Genomic DNA, 20,766 nt, shown 5'->3' with positions numbered 1-20,766 from the left:
GGATTGAAGGTCATGATTTGATTAATATGATTTATGACAATAAAACTTCAAAGTCATGTTTCATCCCCCTCTAAAGTCTTAAATAATTGCTTTCGATATGTAAGCGTGCGATATAGAGTTGAAAACATTTAATTGAAAAAGCATATCAATGGTCGAAGCCTGAAGGAAAATAAAATTTCATAGTCATTAAAACATCCCTGAAAGGATTTACGCACAGGACGTAATGTTAGTAAAAAGTTTACATGTCATTCATTATCGGTTTCAGTTCTTTCTCTATGGCTTCTGTTCTTGCTGTTAACGCAGGATTTGTATCTGCAACGTGAACCCTGTCATCTGGTTCAAGTGCCAACATTTTTTCTTCATCCAGTTTTGATGCATGCAATATGCATTTTAGTGATTTTAAATACCCGGCATTGTCTGATGATGAGTACTTAGAAAAAGAATAACCAATATCGGAGTGGACTTGTCTGTATTCTGATGAAGCATTTTAATCGATGTGTGATGTACAGCAAGTGAACAGTAAGAGGGACAGTGTTAGTGGCGTCGATAATAAGATTGTGTATGATTAAAAAGATAATATACGGAAATCCATTCCGGATGCTACATATGTGAAAAATGGGAAAGTAAATCATCTATCTTTATTACAGGTTAAAAGAAAAGATGTATCTGTTTTTATGGCTATTGATATTATGGCGAAACTTAAAGATGGAATGTTAGGTTAGGGTGTTTTTTTGATACATAAAAATAATGCCCTATGTGGTTCTGGTATTAATTCTTTGGATGGTAAATGTGAAGATCTACCTAAAGAAGAATTTTAATTATTTGAGAGCATTTCATTTGATGGTGACTAGCCTTAGTTGAAATTTGGAAATTTTAAAGCATGAGAGTGTGAATGTCGTATTCCCTGAAAGATCTTCCGAAATGTTATCCTCGGCAAGTACCACCTAAAATATCCCGTTGGCTTGCCGTATTGGTGGCGATGCTGGTCATCAGCGTGATCCCTATGAGGATATTCGAACGATACATCAATAACAGCCACTTCTGGATGTTGGCTATTGGCGCACCAATAGTTATGTGGATTGTGAGTTTCACTATTCGCATGTGGGCATGGTCATTACAGGACAGTAAAGCGAATGGTTTTGACCGGCGTCGGGAGCAATGGATCTTGTGTGAGACCCGTAGGGCTCGTCGTGCGCTTCAGGTGTTGAATACGACATTTATTACCGCCCATCAGGAAGATGAACAATCTTCTGTTGCAATTGAAATGCTCAATAATCACAGCATTATCATTTCGCAGTCAGACTGGAAAGGCGAAGAAAGCAGGAGGCTGAGTCGTATCCTGACAGAACCAGAGGATACCCCTGGATTGGTCATCTCACGTCTGTTTTCAGAGCTGATTGCTGATCTTCCAGTTCATCAGTTTCCGGAGAACGCTTCGATTGTTGCCATCCTTGATGTCTCGTCATCTCTGTCATTCCCAGCTGTCAGAGATATCTGGCAGGAAGCCTGGCAGGAGAGTGGCATAACCTGCGTTCTTGAGTACACAGACAGCAATGGTCCAAGGGTAGTCAACCACTGGCTGGATCACCGCATTAAAGATGATGCGATGTTATTGATTGTTGGTCTCCAGATTGATCCGGTTGTTTCAAACAATACTGCTGAAGCAGCCGTTGCTCTGCTTCTTGGCAACCGCCTGACCCAGGAGGCACTCGAACCTCTCGCGTTGCTTCACCGGCCAGATTCTGCTCCAACAGGTGAACTAAGGGAGGGGATGAACATGGCCGCCTATAACGTCCCGCTCAAAGAAAATATAGTGAAAAATTTATGGCTTGCTGGGCTGACAGGTGAGCAGCGCGCAGAAGTTATTGCGTGCCAGAATGCGCACCCTGCGCAGTCTGTCGAGGACGAAGCCGTCATTTCGCTCGATACATCCATGGGGCATGCCGGAGCCGTAGCTCCCTGGTTGGCTATCGCTGCCGCCACTGAAATTGCCCGACTAACTCAATCGCCACAGATGATTATCTGCGGTGATACCACACAGAATGTGCTGTGGAGCACGCTCATTACCCCGATTGCTTCCCGACAGGAGATGGATCCGTGAAGCTACCTTTAGCACCGAAGACTACGGAAGGCCGCTATCTTGCTGTCGCATTGATTTTCTTTTTGCTGTTAGCCGTTATGACGTTAATGGTCTGGAAGCATCCGGATATAGCCGGGATTGAAGACGGAAGTCAGCAGCAAATTTACTGGCTTATCGCCGGCGGATGTATTTCAGGCAGCGCCCTTATCGTATCCGTGGTGCTTTTGGCGGCAGTACGTGGTGTCGGTAAGCAGGAGTTTAATGCGCTTGTCGACAACACCAACGGTGATGATGAGAAAAAGAAACGGGAAAATGATAAAGCGCCAGTTCACCCTGCGGTGGCCATGTGTAACAAGATTCGGAGACATCTCCGCTCCCGTATTGGCCTTTACTGGCGTCGTAAAACCCGTCTGTTGTTAATTACTGGTGATGAAGTGGCAATCGAACAGCTGGTTCCCGGCCTGCAGCAGCAGCAGTGGCTGGAAGGCAACCGTACCGTGCTGATTTACGGCGGCAGCCTCACGGCTGAACCCGATAAGGAAAAATACACCGCGCTGCGCAGGCTGCGTCGCGGACGCCCGCTGGACGGGATTGTCCGCGTCATGCCTGCGTCGCTTAACCTGACGCCACACATCAGCGACAACGACCTTCGCGGGCTGGAGAAAATCAGCGAACGGCTGCGCTACTCCGCCCCGGTCTGGCTGTGGCAGTTGTGCAGCAGCGACTGGCCGCAGGCCACGCGCCCTGAGCAGGCGGTCGGGGCAACGTTCCCACTGCGCGCCAGCGAAGATGATATCGTCCGCCAGCTTGAGCGGATGCTGCCGGCCCTGCGGGCGCAGGGGATAAGCCAGGTCGCGGAGAACCACAGCCACGACTTCCTGCTGCGCCTGGGCCGGCACCTCAGAGAGGGCGGTATCGCCCGCCGGGCTCAGCAACTGGTGCCATGGCTGGCTGCCTCTCAGCAGCGCGTGCCGCTGCGCGGCCTGATGTTCAGCCTGCCGCGGGATACCCCCGTTGATGTGTCCGGGGCAGTTAAATCTCCTGACGCTGCCATGACAGAAAAATACCGCCCTGAATCACAACGCCATGCCCTGACCCTGCCGGTGACCTGGCAGGGCATTGTGGACGACTGTGCCCGCGTACGCGGCCGGCGTGTCGCTGTGCCGTGGGAACAGGCGACCGGCGGGACGCTGATGGCCATCATGGGTGCCTGGGGAGCGGGGCTGCTGCTGTCGTTTGCCGTCAACCGCCAGCAGATTATCTCCGTTGCGCAGCAGGCGCATGCCCTGGTGGAGCATCCTTCCGTATCGGATGACCAGCTGACGGCCCTGCACACGCTGCGTAACGCGGCCGGCCGCCTGCAGCACCGCATCCAGGAGGGCGCCCCCTGGTATCAGCGCTTCGGTCTGGACCACAACACGCAGCTGCTCAGCGCGATGCTGCCCTGGTACGGCGTGGCGAACAACCGCCTGATACGCGACCCGGCAAACGCCGCCCTGATGCAGAAGCTCAGCGCGCTGGTGAACGCCGCCCCCGACAGTGACCAGCGGGCAGCGCTGGCGAAGCCGGGCTATGACCAGCTGAAAGCCTGGCTGATGATGGCCCGTCCGGATAAAGCCGACGGCGCGTCCTACGCCCGGACCATGAAGGCCGTGCAGCCGGCGCGGCAGGGCATTTCAGCCGCCCTGTGGCAGAGCCTGTCGCCGGACCTGTGGGCCTTCCACATCAGCGGACTGCCTGAACAGCCACAGTGGAAAATCACGCCGGATGCGCAGCTGGTCAGCCAGAGCCGCCAGGTACTGTTACAGCAAATCGGACGGCGTAACGCCGAAAGCACCCTGTATGAAAACATGCTCAAATCCGTGCGTCGTCACTTCGCCGATGTCTCTCTGGAAGACATGACCGGCGGTACCGATGCGCGGCGACTGTTCACCACCGGGGAAGTGGTGCCGGGCATGTTCACCCGCCAGGCCTGGGAAGGCGGCATTCAGCAGGCTGTCGAAAATGCCGCACGTTCGCGCCGGGATGAAATCGACTGGGTGCTGAGCGACAGCCGCAGTGCCGTCTCCGCAGACCTGTCGCCGGAAGCCCTGAAGGCGCGTCTGACGCAGCGTTACTTCAGCGACTTTGCCGGCAGCTGGCTGAGCTTCCTCAACAGCCTGCACTGGAATCCGGCCAGCAACATTGCGGACGTTACCGACCAGCTGACGCTGATGAGTGATGTCCGTCAGTCGCCGCTGATTGCCCTGATGAATACCCTCGCCTGGCAGGGGCAGACCGGCCAGCAAAGCGAAGGCATCCCGGACGCCCTCATCAAATCGGCTAAAGACCTCGTAGGCGGGAAAGACAACCCCGCGACTGACCCGTCCGCTTCCGGCCCACAGGGGCCGCTCGGTGAAACCTTTGGCCCGCTGCTTCAGCTTCTGGGGAAAAACAAAGGCAGCCATGTGATGTCGGCTGACAATTCACTGAGCCTGCAGACGTATCTGACCCGCATCACCCGCGTGCGTCTGCGCCTGCAGCAGGTGGCCGGTGCTTCTGACCCGCAGGCGATGATGCAGACCCTGGCGCAGACCGTATTCCGGGGCAAAAGCGTCGACCTCACCGACACCCGGCAGTACGGCAGCCTGATGTCGGCAAGGCCTGGGCGAGGCGTGGAGCGGCTTCGGCAACACGATGTTTGTGCAGCCGCTGACCCGGGCCTGGGAAACCGTACTTCAGCCGTCGGCAGCCAGCCTGAATGACAAGTGGCGCCGCTCCGTGGTGGCGAACTGGCACACCGCCTTCGGACGGACGTTTCCCGTTTGTCGCCAGCAAAAGTGACGCCTCTCTGCCGATGCTGGCGGAGTTTGTGCGCAGGGACAGCGGGCGCATTGAGCGCTTCCTGAACACGGAACTCAGTGGCGTGCTGCACAAAGAGGGCAGTCAGTGGATAACTGACAGGGTCAACAGCCAGGGGCTGAGCGTTAACCCGGCCTTCCTGCGGGCGATTAATCAGCTGAGCCAGCTGTCGGACATTCTGTTCACCGATGGCAGCCAGGGCATCAGCTTTGAGCTGCAGGCGCGTCCTGTGCCGCAGGTGGTGGAAACTCAGCTGACCATTGACGGACAAAAGCTGCACTACTTTAACCAGATGGCCGACTGGCAGCGCTTTCGCTGGCCGGGCGACACCTACAGGCCGGGGACGATGCTGACCTGGAGCACGGTCAATGCCGGAGCGCGCCTGTTCGGGGACTACAGCGGAACCTGGGGGCTGATTCGCTGGCTGGAGAAGGGGAAACGCGAGCAGCTTGACCGAAGCCAGTGGATGATGAGCTTCAGCGCGCCGGATGGCCGAACCCTGCAGTGGGTGCTGCGCTCACAACTCGGAAAAGGTCCGCTGGCGCTGCTGGAACTGCGGGGGTTCACGCTGCCGGATCAGATATTCAGTGTCGACAGTGCGGTGATGGCTAACACGGGAAGCCGTGACAGGGAGGGTGAAGAATAATGAGCACACTGCAGAATCTGGTTGCCGCCTGTCAGGCTGACGAAACGCAACTGCGGCAACAGGCGCAGGCACGTACTGAAAACTGGCAGCCCTGGCTTACTCCGGTCAGCGATGCCAGCGCAACGGGAGAAGATCCCGGCTATGACGATGATTTTCAGCGCATCCGGGAGGAAGTCAACAAACTTTCCGGCATTGATACCGGGCTGATTTGCACGCTTGGCGAAAAACTACTGACCACTATCGCCAAAGATATCCGGATTGCCACCTATTACTGCTGGGCACGTCTGCACCAGGACGGAGAAACCGGCTTTGCCGAAGGGCTTGAACTGCTGGCGGGATTGCTGCAGCGCTATGGCACGCAGCTTCATCCACAGCGCGAGCGGAGCCGTAAACCGGCACTAGAGTGGCTCGCAGGCTCCCGTGTGCTTGACAGCCTGTCACTCTGGCCGGAAGTGATGAGGGAAGATGCTCAGCGTACTGCCGGTGCACTGCTGCTTATCAGTGACTGTCTGGAGACTGAGCCAGAAGTCTCACGCCCCGGTCTGAATGCCCTGTACAACGCGCTGGAATCCCGACTGATCAAAGCCGGTGGCGTGGATGCCGTGGTGCCGCAAAACGTCGGTCATAAGGCACAGGCATCATACACGACAGAGGCTGAAGCGCCGGTTCTGAGCCGCATTACCTCCGGTCAGGATTTGCTGGCCCAGGCCCGCACCCTGACCGGATATCTGCGTGAGCAACCCGATGGATGGCTTGCCGCACACCGGCTGATGAAAAGCCTGCGTCATGACACGCTGAGTGCTATTCCGGCCCCGGATGCCGAAGGAAAAACGCGCATCGAACCGCCGCGCGCTGACCAGCGGGCCATGCTCAAACGCCTGTACCTGCAGCAGAGCTGGCTGGAGATACTGGAGCAGGCGGACAGCACTTTCTCGCGTGGCGCTAATCACCTCTGGCTGGATTTGCAGTGGTATGTCCACCAGGCCCTGATGAAATCGGGACAGGATGTACTGGCTGATATCATCGCCGCCGACCTGAAAGGACTGCTGCGCCGCCTTACCGGGCTTGAAACCCTGGCCTTTAATGACGGTACGCCCTTTGCCGATGAGGTCACGCTGAACTGGATAAATCAGAACGTGCTGGACGATATGGCTGGCTGGCGGGATGAGCCGGTCAGTGCCGACAGTGGGGATAATAACGATATTCTGGCTCTTGAGCCGGAAGCGCTGGAGAAAGCGGATACTGATGGTCTGGATGCCACACTTCACTGGCTGCAGACCCGCCCGGGCACAGACGCCACAAAAGACAAATGGTTACTGCGTCTGCTGATGGCCCGCGTGGCCGAGCAGAAAGGCAAAAATGAACTGGCCCTGCATCTGCTGGGTGAGCTCGACAGTGCCGCACAGTCAATCACCCTCACGCAGTGGACACCGGCACTACTGTTTGAAGTGAAATCGCGTCGCCTCAGACTGCTGCGCATCAAAGCCACACGCAGTGAAACCGATAAATCACGGCTTCAGCCCGAGATGGACTTGCTTCTGTCCGGTCTGATTGCGCTCGACCCGGCAAGCAGTGCGGTGCTTTGCGGATAATCTGGACGGAATTTAGCGATAAGGGAAGAATATGGCAGCAGAAGGCTTTTACCTGGTGCAGGGGGACAAGACGACCTGCGGCGGGAAAATCACCACGGGCGCAGATGATCACACTCTGTTTGATAAACCTGTTGCCCGGGAGCAGGACAGGGTGACCTGCGGGAAGCATGCCGGGCTTTTCAGGATAGCCGGTGGCATTGACAACGATACCATTCATGACCGGCGAATGGCCGGAACCCTCGACAGCTATAGTACCTGCCCCTGTAAGGCGAAGTTCATTCCGTCGATGATGAATGATACGTACGAGAAGAACAGTGGAGCTTCCGCTGGAAAATTGGCAGCCGGCTTTACAGCGGCTCCTACGCAGGCATCTCCTGAGCTGCCAGGTTATCTGACCGGCGAGCAAAAGCCGACAGGATTTGTGCCTGATTATCCTGTTCTGATAAATACTCACTATCTGCCCGATGATAAACTTCGGGCTATGCTGGAAGTTAACAGACAGGATTGCATGATCCTTACTTTGCCAGAATGTCTCGAAATTATAACGTCATGGGATTTTGTAAAGCATACATGGACTTCTATTACGACGAGCACTCCCGGCAGTATCGTAAAGACCTACTGGACAAATATTAATGATGTGGTTAGTGCCTCAAAAATTGTAAGCCAGTTGGGTACAATGGGGATTAAAGGCACCGTATTTATTAACCATAGAGGAACTGAGCTCATAAAGCTTACTGGCTATCCGGGAATCAGAAAAGCACTCAATGCTCCAGTTTTCTCTTTGAAGCACCCAAAAATTATTGAAATGGCAATTGGTAAATATGGGCTTGCAAAGACTGTTATAGACGGAACTATTGTCGGGTTAATTTATGTATCCGCTGTTGATACAGTCGATTTCATTCTTAATGATGAAACCTCCCTCGCGGAGTTTATGGGGACACTTGCTACTGATGTCGTAAAAGTTGGTCTTTCGTCAGCCGTAGTTTGGGGCGTTGGCTATGCTGCGAATGCATTCTTACCTTTTGTTCTTGGACCTTTAGCGGTTGTCGTATTTGCTGGCGTTGGTACAGCAATAATACTAAATGCTATTGATAAAGAATACGGCATTACAGATAAACTGGTAGCTTATATAGAGTCAGCACAGCAGGAGTTTGTTGACAGAGCCAGAGGTATCGAGCGCGGAGTATGGGATTTGGGGGCTATGTATGTTGATGGGATGCTTGAAAAGGGACGAAGGGTTATCGAGGCAGAAGTTAAACGCTATATCCGAAATGCTATCCGTGATGTTGGTTTAAGGAGCTTGGAATAAATGTTTTCGTTGAAAGAACGAGTGGTTCTTTTCTTTTTAAATATGCTTATTGCATTTTTGATAATTGTATTTACTTATGTCGGTGTAATTTCTATTGTTAAGTACTTGTCTTTTCCAGATGCGTTTGAGTACTCTACTGGATGCGTTATTTTATCTTTTTCAGCTATTATTCTTGGGCCTGTGTTTATTAGTGGGTTTCCGGTGATTTTTCTTGGCAGACGCTTTGAGCATAAGATAGCGACTATTTTAAGTAAGATAATAATCTGGGGCTTTGTTTTAGCTGTTTTTTCTGGTGTTCTGTTTCGTACTTATTACATTTATGAAATTAAGAGTCGAGGGTATGTTGAATGTCATAATAAAAATCTCGGGGCCTTTTCTGCGCTATCGACAAAATATGCTTTAAATTTGGCTGATTGTAGGCGGTAAAAAAATAAAGTAATGCAGCGTAAGAGTTGTGATGTTACCTACTGATTTTTAGGGAGATATCTATAAGTCAGAAATGACATAATGAGTATCCAGCGGAGGTTGTATTGATGTTTGAAACAAAGGTTCGGCCTGTTTTAGCCATATTACTCATGCTGGGGTTGTGGAGTCTTTGTGTTTACCTTGGGAACGATACGTTTAATGAGTATTTTTCGTTTGGTGACAACATCGTTTTTTCGTGGTTGACGGTTTCTTTTATCGCTTTACCTGTGGTAATGATCTTTCCATTTATATATTTCATTTAGCTTTTATTAAAAGGTAAAGAATATGCATTCAAAACGATGGATGCGTATGTGGTATATTTAAAATGGGGCTGTATTGCTTTAGTAATTATTGGGGTTATGTATTCAGTTTTTTACCCAACAGTTCTGGTAAAAAAAGGATATCTTCGTTGTAGTGGCATCCCGTCAGGATGGATGCCTGGAACGGCAACTCGTTATGTCCGTGATTCGTCTTTGTGCAATGTAAGTAACAAGTAAATACAATGTATCCTTTTAAATAACGAGTCATCGCATTTTGTGAGGTGATATTTTTCCTGGTGGTTTCCATCGGGATTTCATATCTCGGTATTTTTAAGTTGCGTGAATACCTTTCTTACCCCGATGTCGTTAACTTCTCTTATTAGGTAACTTTTGCTGCCGCATTTTTCTTTTTTTTCTCACCGTTATTGGCGGTTTTTTTTCTGTTATTTTTGCGGGGGTATAATCGTTACATTAGGTAAAAGATTACTCAGTACCTCGTTTATTATCTTGGAGCTAACAGTCCTGTGAATATTCATCTTTTCAGAAAGACATACGACATTTTTAATGCATGAAGGATACACAGAATGCCAGGGGCTCCCTTCGGATTGGATGCCTGGTATGGCAAAAAAATATGTCATAGAACCGCCCCTTTGTACTCAGCATTGATGGTTCTCTTTTCTGTATGAATACCCGAGCCAGACTCCCGGAGTCTGCTTAAGTGTTTAACACGCAGCAATTTACTAAGCAGAATAAATATGGATGACTTAACCCTGCGTTACTATGACGCTGAAATGCGCTACCTGCTGGAAGCCGGTGAAGAGTTTGCCCGCGCTCACCCCGAGCAGGCGGCAATGCTCAATCTCGATAAAGCGGGGGCGCGCGACCCGTACGTGGAACGCCTGTTCGAAGGCTTTGCCTTCCTGATGGGCCGGCTGCGTGAGAAGCTTGATGACGACCTGCCTGAACTGACCGAAGGGCTGGTCAGCCTGTTGTGGCCGCATTATCTGCGCACCATTCCGTCGATGTCGGTGGTGGAGTTCACCCCTGACTGGCGTGAAATGAAAGAGCAGATGCGTATTGCCAAAGGTTTCGAAGTGAACTCACGACCAATTGGTGTGAAGGGCACGCGCTGCCGGTACACCACCACCAAACAAATAACCCTTCAGCCGTTGTCGCTGGAGCACGTCCACCTGTCGACTGATCCTGACGGGCGTTCGGTCATCAACCTGCGTTTCAACTGTAGCCATCTTGCCGACTGGAGCCGTGTCGATCTCAGTCAGATTCCGTTCTACTTCAACGCTGACGCACCGCTGGCCAGCGCCATGCATGAAGCCTTTACCATGAACACGGCGTGTCTGTGGCTGCGGATGCCGGGTGATAGGGACAGAAGACCGCTCGACGGTTATTTCACCGCACTGGGGTTTGGTGATGATGACGGGCTATGGCCGAAGGGTGACAGCAGTTTCAGTGGTTACCAGTTGCTACTCGAGTATTTCACCTTCCGTGAGAAATTCATGTTCACTGCCCTGTGCGGCCTGGATAGCGTGCTCTTTCCGGCTGAACTTCCCTGGTTTGAGATCGACGTGGTGCTGACAGAACGCTGGGAGCATGATTTCAGCTTTACCGAAAAGCATCTGCGCCTGAATTGCGTACCGGTGATTAACCTGTTCCCGCTGGAATCTGATCCGCTGACGCTCAACTCCCTGCAGACCGAATACATGTTGCGCCCGATGCGCGTGCAGGATGGACATACGGAGATTTACGCAGTGGATTCGGTAATCTCATCGAGCCAGCATACCTACGTACCGTTTTCGAGCTTCCGCCACAAAGGCGGGATGATGCGTCACGAAGCGCCGGAATATTATTACCACACCCGCGTGCGTCGCGGTCCGTCCGGGTTACATAACACCTGGCTTATCCTCGGTGGAGAAGCCTTTGATAACCATACGGTGCCGGAAGATGAAAGCCTGTCGTTGACGCTCACCGGCACCAACGGCCAACTGCCGCGACGTGCGCTGCAAAGCACCGTGCTTGATACGGTGATGAAAACCACTTCGGCCAGCATCGCCGTACGTAACCTGTGTGCGCCGACGCTACCCTGTTATCCCCCGGCAAGGGACCGTTTTCACTGGCGCGTACTGAGCCATCTCGGCAGCGGGTTCCTGTCGATGATGGATAATGCCGATGTGTTGCGCGGTACCCTGGCGCTGTATGAATGGACGGACAGCGAGATGAACCGTCGTCGCCTGGAAGCCATCCTCAACGTGAAACACAGTGAAACAGAGCGTTTCGAGCAGGGCTACCTGGTTCGTGGTGTGCAGATTGACGTGACGCTGGACAGCCACGGCTTTGCCGGGCGCGGCGATATCTGCCTGTTTGGCGAGATGCTGAGCCGCTTCTTTGCACTCTATACCGACATCTATCTCTTTAACCGCCTGATTATCATTTTGCAACCGACCGGAGAACGCCTGGAATGGGAAGAGAAGCACAACCGCCGCATTCCCGGCTGACCCCAAGGCTGGAGGCCGACCTTCACCGCATTAACTTTTACCGTTTATGTCAGCTTTTGGAGAAACGTAATCCGGACAGGCCATTAATGGGCGCGACCAGCCACCCCGGGGATGACCCGGTACGTTTTGCGCCGCATCCGGGCATGGGGTTTCCGGCCAGTGAGCTGAAAACCGTTGAATATGATGAGGACGATGACAGCAAGCCACCGGTTATCCGTGCCACGTTTATGGGGATGTATGGGGTTGACTCACCATTGCCGACGGCCTATCTCGATGACATCTCTCAGCGCAGTGAAGGGCACGAAGCGCTGCAGGGATTTCTGGATATCTTCAGCCATCGCATTCTGACGCAGTTTTACCGCATCTGGCGTAAGTACTCTTACCCGGCCACCTTTGAGCCCGGCGGTACCGACAGCATCTCGCAGTCACTGCTGGGCCTTGTGGGGTTGGGTATTCCCGGCACAGCAAACCACATTGCCACGCCGGTATCGCGCTTTCTGGCGCTGCTGGGTGTACTGCGACAGCCGGGCAAAACTCAAGAGGGGATGCAGGCGCTGGTCACTCTACTGGCCCCGGATACCACCGTGAAGGTCAGCCCGTACTGCCTTCGACCCGAGGAGGTCACTCGGCCACTGGGCTTCTATGGTGATGCCGATTTTCTGCTGGACGGCAATACGCCACTGGGTGACGAAGCGATGGATGCGGGCAGCCAACTGCTGGTTGCGCTCGCGACGAATAATGAACAGGAGGCGCAGGGCTGGAAACCGGATGGTCTGCTGTATCAGGATTTTCTGGTCATGCTGCGGGTGTACCTGGGATGGCGCTTCAAAGCACGCATTACCCTGACCACGTCTGTCCGGTTGCTGGCCGTGCCACTGCTGGGCGAAGACCCTTTCTGGCTCGGCATGAACGGTGTGCTGGGCGCAGAGGGCGATGAGCTTCCGGCGGATATCCCTGCGACCTTTACGACCGAACTGGGTTACTACACCGGGCTGGAGCCTGCGAAACCACAACAAGGAAACCGACGTGTTACGTACAAGTTTGACTAAAACGCTCTGGTTGATGCCTCTGATGGCATTCAGTCTGGCGGGCTGCGGAATAACCCAGGGGGTTGCCGATAGTACCCAATCGGCGTTTAACGCTGTTTTTTACAAAAAGATCAAGGTGCTGCACCTTGATTTCACAGCACGTGAGGCGCTGAATACCGACGCCCGCGAGAGCAACTCGTTGTCTGTACCTGTTGTGATACGGATTTACCAGTTGAAAGACCGCAAAACCTTCGACAAAACGCTCTACCAGCAATTGCTCCAGGAAGGTGACACCATTCTGAAAGCCGACCTGCTTGCCCGCCGGGATGTGGTGGTGAAGCCGGGCGGAGATGCGAGCCTTAACATGCCAATGGAAGCCGGTGCGCAGTTTGTGGCGGTGGCGGGACTGTTCCGTCATCCGGACAGGGTTAAGAATACCTGGAAGCTGGTGATTCAGCGCGAAGACCTCGATCCGGATAAGCCGCGTATTCTGGAAGCCGGTAATAACTATCTGATGCTGCAACCGCTCAAGGATGACTAATGCCACGGGAACATCACACGCCTTCGCTGTATGAAATGCTCACCGGCCATTTTACCGGTGGCCTTGCTCTCAATCAGGTCAGTGAAGAAAATCAGGTCATCCTCTCTGTACTGGATAACATGCAGCGTATCCTTAACTGCCGTGCGGGAACCCTGGCACACCTGCCGGATTATGGTCTGCCGGATATGACCAGAATCCTGCAAGGCATGCCGGGAACGGCCCATGAGCTGATGGGGGCATTGTCCGCCGTCCTGCTCAAATATGAGCCCCGACTGAAAAGGATAGCGGTAATCCTGCTGGAGCAGAACGTCCCCGGTGAGTTGCGCTATGCCATTGACGCAGAACTCAAAGGCGTTGGCCTGGTCCGCTATGGCACTGAGTTTATGCCTGAAGGTCGGGTTCTGTTACGCCATCTTAAGCAACAGCAGTATCTCGACACGAGAACCCTTCTCTAAGGCGAGATCACATCCTGCCAGTTTCATCTGGCGAGCTGGCGTTATTTCGCTGCGCTGACGCCGCCGTTAGTGTTGATTTTTAATTTTTTTTCAGTCGATTGCGTGTTGATGATGAGACTCTTTTTACTGACTCATTACTACTGCTTGCGTCTGTGGCGGGATGAACGATTTTTTCAGCTCATTGAGAGTGAAAACGACCTCATTGAGTTTGATAACAGGATTGCGCTTTGGTGGACAATAAAAGGGAGCACTCGCTCTCTGGTTGGACGCTGGTGCGGGTCTAAGGTTTTATGGTGACGCTATGATTTTTTTCATTGTGTATGGTCTTTTACAGGGCCCTTGGTTGATAAGGCAGGTCTTAAATGACGATGAATCCCGGTATGCATTGGACGTTAAATTTTAAGGTTTCACATCACGAAGAGAGCCTGTTAAGCATCGCTTTCGCCCCGGAACCGGGTAGAAACTTTTTCAGCTATATGTTGATTTAATACATCGCTGACCCGGTGGCACTTCAGTATCTACAGCGTCTCGAATATGCAGAAAGCAAAGCCGCATAAGCAATAACCCTCCACAGCTCCTTTTACGTCAAATGGACAACTGGTCATGCATGACATCCCCCCTCGTAAAATCAAAACCGGTGGCGACCCGCGCACGTTAGCGGATTACGCCGCTCTGCGCGATGAACTGAGTAAGCTCATACATCCCGCGCGCCCGGATGTGAACTGGCGATATGTTGAAAAACGCTGCCTCTCACTGTTTGAGCAGAACGGTGTGGAACTGCAGACGGCAGCCTGGTACACGCTGGCCCGAACGCAACTGGCCGGACTGGTCGGCCTTAATGAAGGACTTGCGATACTCGACGCCCTGATAAGCCATCAATGGGGGACGCTGTGGCCGCAGCCCGTCCATGCCCGCATGGAAATCCTCAGCAGTCTGAGTCAGCGTTTGCAGCAACGGATGCGTTCGCTCCCGATCAATTACAGCGACCTCAGCCAGTTGTACCGGGCTGAGCAACGGCTTACCGGTATCGGGGAAGTGCTCAAGCGCCTGGAGCTTAAACATCTCAGCCAGCTCGATACCTTGCGTACCTTAATGCACAATTGCGCTGTCCGGCTGGAAAACAGCGATGGGACAACCAGTACAACGGCGACGGTTCAGTCCGGTATAGTGTTGCCGGCCACCGTGATGCATGATGCCGAAGCCTCCATGAGGGACCTTGCGGGTAGCTCGCCTGAGAATACGCCAGAAAGCGCAGTGAAGTGGGTGTACGTGGCGCAGGCGGAACATCAGGCGAATGTGGACGTTTTGGCGGCAATACCTGCTCCGGTAAAAAAACGAACATCCTTCGCTGCCGGGATGTTCACCATGCTGGTGATAAGCACCGTCGCAGTGTGGAGCTGGCAGTATTTTCACCGGCCTGACCCGCTTCAGGCTCAGCTTGCAGCATCCCTGGCGCCTTTACCTGCAACGCTCACGCCTGAACAACTGGATATGTTGCGTCAGCAAACACTTTCATCACAAACAGTGATAACACAAACACAGCAGCAACTTGCCCGACTGGATAAATTGCCTCCTGACTGGAATATCGCCTTGAGTCGACAGCTTTTGGAACAGGCCAGGGCACTGTGGCCGGAGCAGACAAAACCCCTGATAAAGCAATGGCAGCAACAACTCAATGCTGCCGCATTGCCGACAGAACGCCTGAATGGCTGGCATCAGGGAATGATGACGCTACAGAAACTAAGTGACAGGTTGAACGGACTGGATGAGCAAAAGGGAAAATACATGACGATCAGTGAGCTGAAATCAGTGGTTTTTTCCACGATGCAATTTTTTAATCAATCCATACCGGCTGAAGAACAACTGCGGGCACTGTCACAACATCCTGCGGGAAAACCATTACCTGCTGCTGCCCGGTCTCAACTGGAAATGCATCTGAAACAACTGACAGCCCATTATGCTGAACTGAAACAGCAGACAGAAAAATAAACACAGCGCTAAAAGCCGGGGTTGATTCAGTCATCGTATCGTCCAGCAAAAATAAGGCGGTCGTTTCCGGTTAGTTCTTCCGGTTTCCAAAGGGCGATCAAGGATTGGATCGATCCTGGTACAGCATGAGGACACTTCATTTTTATTCTGGCAAGCCTTTTCCTTCATGGTTTTCTATACGAATGGAGGTTCGATTTGCTGCGGCGTGTTCTAACAAATCTGCAGGCAGTTTTTGCTCTACATATCGTTCTAGACTGTGAGACATAGTGTGCTCAAGTGAGTAAGATAACTGGGTAAACATTAAAGGTATATTTCCTGTCCGCATTTTAATCAATGAATTCCGTTTGATAATTATTTTTTGGTGCGGGATTGCTCAGAATTAGTGTTGCGTTTTCGTGTCAGTATGGTGACTAAAATGATTGATGAGAATAATTTTAAATCATTTTTTAAACTGACTTATTGGGCGTGATGGTCAGGTTATATTGGTGCTATTGGTGAAAGTTAATGGGGGGGTAACTATTGGCTTTGGTAATAGCGATACACTATCTTAATTACGATGGCAGTGGAGTGGTTTTTTAAGATTTAATGGCGAGAAAAATAATTAGGAGGCTGATGTAAGTTAAAATACTAATATTAAGTTGCCTAAATTAGGGAAAGGAGGATGGTTTACATTAGAATGATTCTGTTATTCCCAGGCAAAGAGTTGAATCTCAAAAGTGAAAATGACTAGATGGCAGGGTATAAGAAGGGTTATTCTAAAGTGATTTAGAACTGGCCGAGGATGAAGCATGGACGTTATCCCTAGCGATATACAGACAAGGCTACAATTAGTCATCTCGAAAGCGGCAGCTCTTTTACCGGCTGACGTAGGTCAATAGCTTCTTGCTATGGTCACCCCCTCAGCATTAGCCACTATGGCGGGGGTAATCGTGGTTTGGGCTGGTGCGCACTTTTTTGGGATTGGTGAAATCGCTGATTTAGTGCTTCTCATTGTAGGTTGGGTGGCTGTAGGAGGCGTAGCGCTTGAAGCGGCTAAGAAGTTGTTTGATTTTGCGACGAAGACTAACTCAGCTAGTAGCGAAGGAGATCTTGACGCTGCCGCTAAGGACTTAGCCGATGCTATCACTCTGATAGGGGTTAATACTGTCCTTGCGCTTCTTTTAAAGAAGAAGCCTGGTGACACATTTAAAACTCCTTTCAGGGGAGTAAAAATGCCTAGGTACAGCAGCGACATCGGTAGGAAAATGAACCTGCCTCGCACTGGAGGATGGCGTTATACCCCCAAGATAAAAATCACAAAGAATAGTGACGTCGTTCAGGGACGCACAAAACCTTGGGGGGACGTAGAAGTTGGACGTAACTACTATCCTGGTGCAATGTCGAAAGATGACGCTTATTTGCAGATGCTATCAACTCTTTACCACGAGCAGGTACATATGGCGATTGCCCCTAAGTTCTATTTATTAAGAGAACTTAGAGTTTTCATGAGACAAAGCGCATACAATAAATCATATATACTGCGATACCTGGAAGAGGCACTTGCTGAAACAATTGGCTTATTAAGAGCCAGGGGGATGAGTAGGGAATATATCATTGAAGGGTTTAAATTTCCTCTTGGAAATACGTATGAAATCACTTATACATTATTACGGCATGAGGCTGCAGGCATTCTTTTAGGTCCGGTGGTAGTTGGTGGGTTAATGTATAATGTATGGTATGGAGTTCAGAAATGATAACTGAAAGCAAAGCTATTGAAATTGCTAAAGAATATGCAAAGGAAACTGGTTATGGTTGGGACGAGCGTTTTCATGAGGCTGAGAGATCATCTTTAGATGGTAAATCTGTTTGGGTAGTTTCAACCTCAGACTTGAAATTCTCTGAAGAGCTTCCGTGGATGATGGAAAACATGCCTAATCCAATAAAATATTACATAGATTTATCCTGCGGTGAATGTATTGCAATTGGGGGGAGAGGTGATCGGATTTTGCGATTGGAAAAATAATCTGCTTTACAAAGCACTGGCCCGTCTTTTTAGTGAGATTTAAAAGTAGATAATTTATTACGTTAAGCTTTAATTGGAAGGTGGTTAAGTTAAGTAAGTAACAGTTTTTAAATTTATTTTAGAAAAAATATAAAAAATTTTCATTTTAAAATTGAATTTTTATCTTGCTTGTTAAATTCATATAATCTGCTTTAGCTATCTATAAGTAGAGCTTTTTACCATTTCAGAGATGTAAGAGTGCATATATGAGAAGGGAGCAGTCAAGGTGTAAGCATCACTTTAATTTCGACCTTATCGGCTTTACGTTTTTCGCCTGGAACGACACGGTTTACAACGAGTTGTCTGCCTTCTGGATTCCGATAACGTGACTTCAGGATACACACCCAGTGCAAGAATCTTTTGTTTGCTACCAAAGCGATACTGAAAACGCCAGTATTTGGAACCGTTTGGGGTAATCAAAAGTTGCATACCATTACCGTCTGTTATTTTGACGGGCTTCGCAGCAGCCTTCCCATTCCCATTCCCATTCCCATTCCCATTCCTTACCTTTAACTCAGTGAGCGGCATAGTAAAAATCCTCGGCTGAGGGTATTTGCATTATCGAACCAAACATACCAACAATTGTACCAACATGGCGCTGTGGATTTTGCGAGACTAATGAAGACGTAGGTAGCTTACGAAAATGAGTTAACTTATTGATTATAAGGGAGTGAGTAGGCGTTAAGGTACGTTATGAGGCTAACATCTGGTGTCCCCTGCAGACTTCGAATTTATTTTTTTAATTTATTGATAATAATGAAGTTTGTTTCATTCGATTCATTAATGAGCCCCCATTAAGGCCCCCTTTATGCATGACATCAAAATTTAACGGTTGAACGGGAATTTTTACGTCCATCTGGATGCTTTTTGATGAGACGATGCTCTGGCTTTTTTTACGGAATCGTAGTGAGCACCATCCGTGTTTGAAAATGATACCATAATTTGGCTCCTTACTGTTTAGTGGGCAACGCCCCTGGATAATGTCTGGCGATGATGTCATTCATCTTTTCAACCAAATCGGGACGCTTGAAAATGATGTGCCCGGTTCCCTTCTGGAAGTAGCGTATCTCAACATACGTGTCTTCGAAAACGGATGCGTGCTGTCTACTGATATGCGCATCCAGCCTGACGGCCAGATCGTTGCGATTCTCAGGGACGGGCTTACCGTCCAGCAAATTCAGCATGCGGTCTAAATCTGACAGTTGCTCCCGCCGTCGGCCATGTCGAAAATGAAATCCCCAGCGGTCATACTGAACCAGCCCGTCAACGATTACCTTCTCCCCAAACTTACACGGGCTGTTGCTCTTATAGTTCCAGCTCAGCCCTTTAAACACGTTAATGATCCCACGCTCAAAAACCTCTGCTTTGCGCTGATTCAGGTACAGAAAGCACAGTAAGGTATTGCTGGTCACGATATTGAACAGCAATACCCAATTGACTTTTTGTTAAAGTGTTTGTGGTGCCGATTCAAATGACTTCGACGAGTTTTGTTTTGAAACAGGCCATAAATCCTCGTAATGATATCCGGTTAAATCCTCAACCACTTCACGAGTTTCCTGCGTAACGGCAGTTCTGTCACCACCGCTTTTTAAACGCTCAACCTCAGCAACCAAGATACCGTGATTGCGTTTATCCAGTTTCAGGGTCTGAGCAATAGCCAGTGCCAGCAGCAGTAATCCCCCTGTCCCCACAAACAACATGACGGCAATAGTCAGTACTGCATGCGCGGACTGGGTGGTGGCACCTTTTTCAAATCCGCCCCATTGCAAACCTAAGCCGATAAATAAGGTCGCTATTGCCACCGTCGTTTTACGCGAAAACGTCATCACTGCGGCGAACAGCCCTTCGCGGCGTTTGCGACAAATCAGTTCGTCCACATCAGGAATAAACGGGAACACATTCCAGGGAGTAAATTCAAGCAGGCAACGGCCCACCTGATATAAGGCAGCAATGCCATATAGCCATGCTATTTTAGAAGCAGGATCGATAAGATAAATAACCAGCAGTGCTGCTAAGCATACCAGCATGGTGAGATATGACGTGCTGAAGAGTACGCGTGGCCCAAAGCGTACAAACGCAAACCCAGCAATGAGCGTGACGGGTAAACCGATAATACTGAGCGAAAGTAAGCCCGCTGCCAGCGAAGCCGGAACCATTAAACAATAGACGCAGAAGAAAACAAGAACGGTGTTGAAAACATCTTTGCCGGTAAATGACAGCAGATAAATAGCCAGATGTTTGCGGAAAGCTCTTACTTTCAGGGTCGAGATATAATCATGGCTGACGTTTACAAGAACACGCCAGATGGACTGCCGCTGCTGTGGTTTACGCTTATTTTCCAGCTCCTGGATCATTTCCGGTGTCAAAGGTCGTTCCCAACTGGCAGCCCAGGATGCCAGGACACATAACACGAACACGGCAGCAAAAAACAATCCGTTATAGAAATAGGCCTGTGGATTATCTTCACCGAAATGACGTATCAGAATGCCTGGAATAAACGTTGCCAGGAATGTCCCTAAGGCTGACAGGAACATACGGCAGGTCGAAAGGCGGGTACGCTCTTTATAATCCGTGCTCATCTCAGAGGGCAGTGTTTCCCAGGGGATCATCACGACGGCAACGACAATTTCGAATGCCAGATAAACCATTAAATAGAAGAAATAGTTCATGCCTGTTACCCACAACAGGCTGTAGCTGAGCATCAGTGGTGCGCCAATTAATAAGAAAAATCGCCGACGGCCAAAGCGTGCTCCCAGGCGATTCTTATAGAAGTTGTCGGTAATACTGCCCATAAACAGGCTGATCACTGCATCAATAATACGGGCAATCGCCATAATTGACGCCGCTTCCAGGGGCGAAAGCCCAACGAAAGTGGTATAAAAATAGAGCAGCCAGGCACCAATAATAGTAAATGCCCCGCCGCCAATAATATCAGTCAAACCAAAACCAAATGCTACCGGTAGGGTGACTTTTCTGTTTTTCACTGTCATACCTTCACCTTGCAGTCTG

At 50.5% G+C, this 20,766-nt stretch carries 13 protein-coding genes and 2 pseudogenes; 12 read left to right on the top strand and 3 right to left on the bottom strand.

Annotated elements, in window-relative coordinates:
- The first annotated feature begins 892 nt into the window (after positions 1-892).
- The 12 genes and pseudogenes from A6A26_RS20300 to A6A26_RS20240 all read left to right on the top strand — a co-directional run bounded on the left by A6A26_RS20300 (position 893) and on the right by A6A26_RS20240 (position 17,718).
- Positions 893-2,101: a hypothetical protein gene (locus tag A6A26_RS20300; protein ID WP_063880411.1), complete on the top strand. Its 1,209-nt coding sequence runs from the start codon at positions 893-895 to the stop codon at positions 2,099-2,101.
- Positions 2,098-5,567 (top strand): annotated as a pseudogene (locus A6A26_RS20295) (ImcF-related family protein). Before A6A26_RS20300 ends, A6A26_RS20295 begins: the two are co-directional and overlap by 4 nt.
- Positions 5,567-7,159 (top strand): type VI secretion system protein TssA, encoded by a 1,593-nt coding sequence (tssA, locus tag A6A26_RS20290; protein ID WP_063880410.1) that lies wholly within the window; start codon positions 5,567-5,569, stop codon positions 7,157-7,159. The pseudogene A6A26_RS20295 and the gene tssA overlap by 1 nt, the downstream one beginning before the upstream one ends.
- A 31-nt stretch (positions 7,160-7,190) precedes the next feature.
- Positions 7,191-8,468: a PAAR domain-containing protein gene (locus tag A6A26_RS20285; RefSeq protein WP_063880409.1), complete on the top strand. Its 1,278-nt coding sequence runs from the start codon at positions 7,191-7,193 to the stop codon at positions 8,466-8,468.
- Positions 8,469-8,894, top strand: coding sequence for a hypothetical protein (locus A6A26_RS20280; protein WP_063880408.1), 426 nt, complete (start codon positions 8,469-8,471; stop codon positions 8,892-8,894).
- Positions 8,895-9,948: 1,054 nt separating this feature from the next.
- On the top strand, positions 9,949-11,703 hold the full coding sequence (tssF, locus tag A6A26_RS20270) for a type VI secretion system baseplate subunit TssF (RefSeq protein WP_063880406.1): 1,755 nt from the start codon (positions 9,949-9,951) through the stop codon (positions 11,701-11,703).
- Positions 11,667-12,752 carry a type VI secretion system baseplate subunit TssG gene (tssG, locus tag A6A26_RS20265; protein WP_063880405.1) on the top strand — a complete coding sequence of 362 codons (1,086 nt, stop codon included), beginning with the start codon at positions 11,667-11,669 and terminating at the stop codon, positions 12,750-12,752. The genes tssF and tssG overlap by 37 nt, the downstream gene beginning before the upstream one ends.
- Positions 12,730-13,272, top strand: coding sequence for a type VI secretion system lipoprotein TssJ (gene tssJ, locus A6A26_RS20260; protein ID WP_063880404.1), 543 nt, complete (start codon positions 12,730-12,732; stop codon positions 13,270-13,272). Before tssG ends, tssJ begins: the two co-directional genes overlap by 23 nt.
- Positions 13,272-13,727, top strand: coding sequence for a type VI secretion system baseplate subunit TssE (tssE, locus tag A6A26_RS20255; RefSeq protein ID WP_063880403.1), 456 nt, complete (start codon positions 13,272-13,274; stop codon positions 13,725-13,727). Before tssJ ends, tssE begins: the two co-directional genes overlap by 1 nt.
- A gap of 603 nt (positions 13,728-14,330) precedes the next feature.
- Complete coding sequence (locus A6A26_RS20250) at positions 14,331-15,716, top strand: VasL domain-containing protein (RefSeq protein ID WP_063880402.1); 1,386 nt, start codon at positions 14,331-14,333, stop codon at positions 15,714-15,716.
- A gap of 914 nt (positions 15,717-16,630) precedes the next feature.
- Positions 16,631-17,449 (top strand): hypothetical protein, encoded by an 819-nt coding sequence (locus A6A26_RS20245; protein ID WP_253851911.1) that lies wholly within the window; start codon positions 16,631-16,633, stop codon positions 17,447-17,449.
- The gene (locus A6A26_RS20240) at positions 17,446-17,718 is read left to right on the top strand and encodes a hypothetical protein (protein WP_063880401.1); all 273 of its coding nucleotides are present in this window, start codon (positions 17,446-17,448) and stop codon (positions 17,716-17,718) included. Before A6A26_RS20245 ends, A6A26_RS20240 begins: the two co-directional genes overlap by 4 nt.
- 284 nt (positions 17,719-18,002) lie before the next feature.
- On the opposite strand, the pseudogene A6A26_RS20235 reads toward A6A26_RS20240, so the two are convergent.
- From A6A26_RS20235 to A6A26_RS20225, 3 genes and pseudogenes are all read right to left on the bottom strand, one after another.
- Positions 18,003-18,285, bottom strand: a pseudogene (locus A6A26_RS20235) (Arm DNA-binding domain-containing protein); the annotation flags it as partial.
- 422 nt (positions 18,286-18,707) lie between these two features.
- Positions 18,708-19,169 carry a DUF4942 domain-containing protein gene (locus tag A6A26_RS20230; RefSeq protein ID WP_371559887.1) on the bottom strand — a complete coding sequence of 154 codons (462 nt, stop codon included), beginning with the start codon at positions 19,167-19,169 and terminating at the stop codon, positions 18,708-18,710.
- 33 nt (positions 19,170-19,202) lie between these two features.
- On the bottom strand, positions 19,203-20,747 hold the full coding sequence (locus tag A6A26_RS20225; RefSeq protein WP_063880399.1) for an MFS transporter: 1,545 nt from the start codon (positions 20,745-20,747) through the stop codon (positions 19,203-19,205).
- Between the last annotated feature and the right edge of the window lie 19 nt (positions 20,748-20,766).

The sequence above is a fragment of the Pantoea sp. OXWO6B1 genome (genome assembly GCF_001641135.1).
GTDB classification, from domain to species: domain Bacteria; phylum Pseudomonadota; class Gammaproteobacteria; order Enterobacterales; family Enterobacteriaceae; genus Pantoea; species Pantoea allii.
Note: the sequence above shows the minus strand (reverse complement) of the source record. Positions and strands in the feature narration are given on the sequence as shown.